Source organism: Bacteroidales bacterium (assembly GCA_035353855.1).
Taxonomy (GTDB): Bacteria; Bacteroidota; Bacteroidia; order Bacteroidales; family CG2-30-32-10; genus DAOQAK01.
Genome location: DAOQAK010000074.1, coordinates 1 through 6179, shown reverse-complemented (window position 1 = coordinate 6179; position 6179 = coordinate 1). Strand labels below are relative to the sequence as shown.

Genomic DNA, 6179 nt, shown 5'->3' with positions numbered 1-6179 from the left:
ATCCGCCGTGGCGGACAGCAGGGGGAGCAAAAGCCACGGTATCAGTGGCTTTTTTTGTTATGTGGATAAATTTTTTTTTATGTTATTAAACGTAATTCCTCTTGAAAAATATCACACTAAACAAATTGATAATTTGATTTGTAAAATAATTTCTGTTCGGCCTATCTATTATATTGTTTGGTTATTTCGGAAAGCCAATCAATATTTGATTTATGTAAATAATTCGCTTTAAGCCGCCATTGCCAGTTGTTTGTAATGGTTCCGGGAATATTCATCCTGGCATCACTACCCAGTTCCAAAATATCTTGCATTTGCGCTATTGAAAAGATTGCTACTGACGACCATGCTTGTTTTATCATATCTTTTACAACATTATTTTCATCACATCCAAGATATTTCATTACCTGCTTTTTATCTGAACGATTAAGTTGACTAAACCATCCTTTTACTGTATTGCTGTCATGTGTACTGGTATAAATTACATGATTAACTGAATCGAAATTATGTGGTGCAAATGGATGACCGCTTCCACCTGTAATACCTTCCTGAAGTAATGCCATGCCTGGGAAATTCATACTTTTCATTAACTTATCCACTTTTTCTGTTTTATTTCCCAGATCTTCTGCAATAAGCGGAATATTCCCTAATGCTTTCTTCAAACATTTAAATAAATCATTCCCCGGCGCTTTCTCCCATTTTCCATTTTTTGCAGTTTTTTCTCCATAAGGAATTGCCCAATAGTTAATAAAACCAATAAAATGATCAATACGCAAAATATCTACAATGTCTAAAGTTGCTTTCATATTATCGATCCACCAGGAAAAATTTGTTTTTTTATGAACCTTCCAATTATATAATGGATGTCCCCACATTTGTCCATCTGAATTGAAAAAATCAGGCGGAACTCCTGAAACTTTTAATGGATTAAGATTTTCATCAAGAAAAAAAAGTTCAGGATTAGCCCACACATCGCAACTTTCGTAAGATAAATATATAGGGTTATCGCCTATTATTTTTATGCCTTTTTCATTAACATATTTTTTTAAAGAAAACCATTGCCTGAAAAAAATGAATTGTAAAAATTTATGAAAGCCAATCTCCTGTTCAAGTTTTTTTGTAGTTTTTATTAATGCTTTCTTTTCACGAAACTTTAAAGCCCTTTCCCATTTATGCCATGGTTGTCCGTTGTATTGCTCCAACAATGCCATAAATAGAGCGTAATCGTTAAGCCATGATGCATTACTAAAGCAGAATTCATTGTATTCATCTCTCTCAGAAAATTTATTAAAAATAAAATTTGAATATGCTTTTTTAAATAAATGAGTTTTATGAATTATAATCTGTGAATATTCCATTTTATCTGTGAAGTGGAATCCTTCTAGATCCCGCTGCTTCAAAAAACCATCAGAAACAAGAATATCCACATCAATAAAAATATGATTACCGGCAAATGCTGAAAGTCCTTGATAAGGACAGTTACCCGAACCTGTTGGACATAAAGGAAGAATCTGCCATAATGATTGACCGGCATTACTTAGAAAATCAGCAAATTTAAATGCTTCTTTACCAAGACTACCTATCCCGTATTTTCCGGGTAATGATGATATATGTAGTAATATTCCGCTACTGCGTGAAAACATTTTTGCTTTTATATAATACTATGATTTTTTATTTTTTAAATCTCATTCGATTAATTTTTACAGACCCATGCAGAAACTGAACCTCCCTTTGTTTTAAATTCACCCCAGCCATCTGTATTGATTGTAACTTCACCCGAATGATTACCAAGAAAATCAATAAATATTTTACCTGCATGTGCTTTTCCCACTTCCATCCATTTCCATCCGTCATCGCCATTACTTAATAGTACAGCTATTCCTGAATTGGGATGATCTGTGTCTCCTTCCCTTGTCCAGCCTATTACATTAGGATGATCAAAATAATCGCGTTGTTGACCATAAGCAAAAAGTTGTCGTGCTTTTATCAGTTCCTGAAGTTTTTGAACAGGTGCAAGTGCAATGTCATATTGTTTGCCATCTCTGCCGTAATCCCTGTATGATGCGCCATAATAATCTGGATAAAAAATACATGGATAACCTTCAGCTCTTAATAAGATAATTGAATATGCCAATGGTTTGAACCAATAATCAACAGTTGATTCGAGCGACTGCAAAGGTTGCGTATCATGATTTTCAACAACAGTTACAGTGTTTATTGGCATTACCTGTAATAATGTATTATCAAATATTTTGCGTAAATCGTAATCCCGGCCTTCTTTTGAAGCATTATAAAAGTTCATATGAAGAGGCGCATCGAATAACGACATTTCATAATTTGATTTTTCTAAATACAATAACAGAATGCGCAAGTTATAATTCCAATATTCTCCAACAGTAAAAAGATCTTTCTTGGAATAAGAACGCATATCGTTAAGCCAGTCTCTGAAAAAATCGAATTTAATATGCTTGATGGCATCAAGACGAAACCCGTCAACACCAGTGAAATCGATATACCACTTGCCCCAAGTCCTTAGTTCGTTATTCACATCAGGATCCATAAAATCAATATCAGCAAACATCAGGTAATCGTAATTCCCAACTTCCGGATCTAAGATAGGCTCCCAATTCGAATCTCTCATTGTAAATTTAAAGATGGCTTTTTCTTTTTTGTTCTCATCCCAATCAACGCCATCAAAGTGTTTCCAGAACCACTGAAATTGTGAATACTTTCCATTTCTACCCGGAAATTTAAATGATGTCCACGCATCAATATAATCAGGTTCGCCATATTCAATATTGCGATTATCGGCATAAACCCTTTTGGCTTCAACACGTTCGTAATCATCGGCACCCGCTTTATGATTAAGAACAACATCGGCATATACCTGAATTTTCGCTTTGTGTGCTGCGCTAATAGCATTAAGGTATTCATCTTTGGTTCCATATTTTGTTCTGATGGTACCTTTCTGATCGAATTCACCCAAATCGTATAAATCATAAACACCATAACCCGTATCATCAATACCTTTTGTAGCTTTATATGCAGGTGGTAACCAAAGAGCTGTTATTCCTGATTCTGCAAGATTCTTTGCTTCTGTTGCTACTTTTTTCCAAAGTGAACCATCATTCGGATAATACCAATGGAAATATTGCATTAAAGTGCCATTATTATTTTTCATAAATATTTTTACAATTGATAATAATGTAAATGTAATAAATTTCAGTTTGCAATGAAGGTAATTATATTCCTTTGGGACTATCTGGGTTTTACCTGTCTGTCGGGATTGTTGTTAATAAAAGTTTTCCATCCCGAATATTTTTTATCATCAGTTATAGAAACTTTATTCTGGAAATAATGACAAACGGCAGCAGCCAAACCATCCGTTGCATCGAAGAACTGTGGTGTTTCTTTTATATTCATCAAAGTACACAGCATGGCAGCAACTTGCTCTTTTGAAGCATTACCATTTCCGGTAATTGCCTGTTTTATTTTTCGTGGCGAATATTCAAAAACCGGAAGCGAACGATTCAATGCAGCTGCAATTGCAACTCCCTGCGCTCTACCAAGTTTAAGCATCGATTGAACATTTTTTCCATAGAAAGGAGCTTCAATGGAAAATTCATCGGGTTTATATCTTTCAATTAATTCTGATACCGATTCAAAAATTTTTTTTAGTTTTAATGGCTGATTATCGAGTTTGTCGAGTTTTACTACTCCCATCGTAATCAGTTCAATAGTTTTATTTTTATTCAGGATGAAGCCGTAGCCCATTATGTTTGTTCCCGGATCGATTCCTAAAATAATTTTTTCGTTCATCGCAAATGAGTAATAAAACAAAATTACATAAAATATATAATCTTACGATAAAGATTGCAGTAGTAATTGTTGCATTTCATTTTATTTACCGAAGATTATTTGTAAAAGAAAATTTCATAGATACTTTTATTTCATTCGAAAATAAATTCAGGGAATCTTCTTTTATCAAATTATATATTCTTGTATTGTTACTAATGGTAATAAACTGGAGCCTCGAAACTATAAAATGGAAATATCTTATCCGTAAAATTGAAAATGTTTCTTTTCTAAAAGCACTGGTTGCTGTATTATCGGGCATTACAGTAAGTATATTCACTCCGAATCGAATTGGCGAATATGCAGGACGCGTTTTTATTCTAGAAAAAGCCGACCGATGGGAAGGTGCACTAATTACCATGCTTGGAAGTATTAGCCAACTACTGGTAACTACAATTGCCGGTTCTGTAGGTTTTATTTTCTTTGCATACGAATACATTGATTTGCAAAACAATCCTCAATACTATTTATATGGATTAATTATGCTTGTTGTCATTTTAATTACTGTTCTTCTGTTATTCTTTTTCAATGTATCGGTTTTAACTGTCTTTATAAATAAACTACCAGGTAAATTAAAAAAATTAAGATCATATGGAAGAATATTTTCTATTTATACAAAAAAGGAATTGTTGAATGTTATATTAATAAGTACTTTCAGATATATGGTTTTTATAACACAGTTTTATCTTTTATTAAAATTATTCGGTGTAAAAATTCCATACTACGAAGCCATGGTATTAATTTCATTGATATACCTTGTAATGGCAGCTATACCAACTATTGCACTAACAGAACTGGGAATTAGATGTTCGGTTGCTCTTTACTTTATTGGTTTATATTTCACCACTAATAATGCCGCAGCACAAAACGACATTGCAGTTCTTTCTTCTACAACTATGCTATGGATAATTAATCTTGTAATACCTGCAATGATAGGGGCAATATTTGTTTTCAGGTTAAAATTTTTCAGAAAAGATTGAATTTAATTTCAGAAATATTGGTTTATTTTATTTTTTGCATAAGCATTTGTTATGCATTACTCATCCTGATTTTTAATTTTTCATGGTTTCATATCAAAACATTTTCGACTTCACTGAAAAATGTAAACACCAAATTAAGTGTGATTTTACCGGTAAGAAACGAAACGGAAAATATTATTCAATGCCTTGAAAAAATATATAAACAAAATTATCCGGCTGAATTATTCGAAATTATTGTTGTTGATGATTCTTCAACTGATAATACTGTTGAGCTAGTAAATAGTTTTATCAGGAAAAATAATTTAATAAAAATCACTCTTATTGAATTATCAAAATTAAACTTAAGTTCAAAAAAACAAGCTATTGCAGAAGCAGTAAAGGTTGCAGAAGGAGATATTATTGTTACTACTGATGCCGATTGCATTATGCAGCCATATTGGTTAAAAACAATTGCTGAATTTTACGAAAAACATAAACCGGAAATGATAATTGGCCCGGTATGTTTTTATAATGAAAAAAATATTTTTCAGAAAATGCAAAGCCTTGAATTTCTAAGTCTTATTGCATCGGGTGCAGCTAGCTCAAATCTGGGGTTTCCAATAATGTGCAACGGAGCAAACCTTGCTTATGAAAAAAGTGCTTTTATAAAATTAAACGGATATAACTTGAATGATAAGTATTCATCAGGCGATGATGTTTTTTTAATGCACCAGATAAAAAACAAATTAAAAGGAAAAATTGTTTTTTTAAAAAATTATGATGCTTTAGTTCAAACACAACCCCAACAAACATTCAGTTCTTTTTTAAATCAACGCAAGCGATGGGTTTCTAAAAGCCATGGTTATTCTGATATCCCAACTATTTTAATTGCTCTATTGGTTTTCTTATTCAATACCTCAATTGTATTCACAGGAATTTTTTCAATTTTCTTTCTACCTTTTTTAAATTTGTTTCTCTTTATTTTTGTTTTAAAGATAATTATCGATTTTCCTTTATTAACGGGCATTTCAGCATTTATGAAAAATAAAAAACTAATGCTTTATTATATTCCTCTTCAATTAATTTACCCAATTTATATTTTTATTTCAGGAGCAATGGGACTTTTTGGGAAATATGAATGGAAAAACAGACTTTTTATTTCTAAAAGTTAAAAACAAGAAAAATTCTATTCTTTAAAATTTTTGAAAAAATCTCCTTTTTAAAATTGTACTAAGTATAAAATTCATAAATTTTAATTTTTATCAGGAAAAATACATCTATAATTTTCCTTTTTTAAATCATGTTTTTTTTTAGTTATACTCAAAGAAAACAGGTTTGCAAAAAATCAAGATTGAATGAGCTGAAAAT

5 protein-coding genes are annotated in these 6179 nt (G+C 31.7%); 2 read left to right on the top strand and 3 right to left on the bottom strand.

The genetic code is table 11. From position 1 onward, the window contains the following. Positions 1-161: 161 nt before the first annotated feature. The 3 genes from malQ to ruvC all read right to left on the bottom strand — a co-directional run bounded on the left by malQ (position 162) and on the right by ruvC (position 3816). Complete coding sequence (malQ, locus tag PKK00_14445) at positions 162-1640, bottom strand: 4-alpha-glucanotransferase (GenBank protein HNW99603.1); 1479 nt, start codon at positions 1638-1640, stop codon at positions 162-164. 50 nt (positions 1641-1690) lie between these two features. Continuing rightward, a complete protein-coding gene (locus PKK00_14440) occupies positions 1691-3178 on the bottom strand; it encodes an alpha-amylase (protein ID HNW99602.1) in 1488 nt (495 codons plus the stop codon). A 77-nt stretch (positions 3179-3255) separates the two neighbouring features. Further along, positions 3256-3816, bottom strand: coding sequence for a crossover junction endodeoxyribonuclease RuvC (ruvC, locus tag PKK00_14435; protein HNW99601.1), 561 nt, complete (start codon positions 3814-3816; stop codon positions 3256-3258). A 5-nt stretch (positions 3817-3821) separates the two neighbouring features. Here ruvC and PKK00_14430 point away from each other — a divergent pair, with 5 nt between their 5' ends. Both PKK00_14430 and PKK00_14425 read left to right on the top strand, forming a co-directional pair. Next, a complete protein-coding gene (locus PKK00_14430) occupies positions 3822-4832 on the top strand; it encodes a lysylphosphatidylglycerol synthase domain-containing protein (protein HNW99600.1) in 1011 nt (336 codons plus the stop codon). Continuing rightward, positions 4829-5983, top strand: coding sequence for a glycosyltransferase (locus PKK00_14425; protein ID HNW99599.1), 1155 nt, complete (start codon positions 4829-4831; stop codon positions 5981-5983). The genes PKK00_14430 and PKK00_14425 overlap by 4 nt, the downstream gene beginning before the upstream one ends. Positions 5984-6179: the final 196 nt, after the last annotated feature.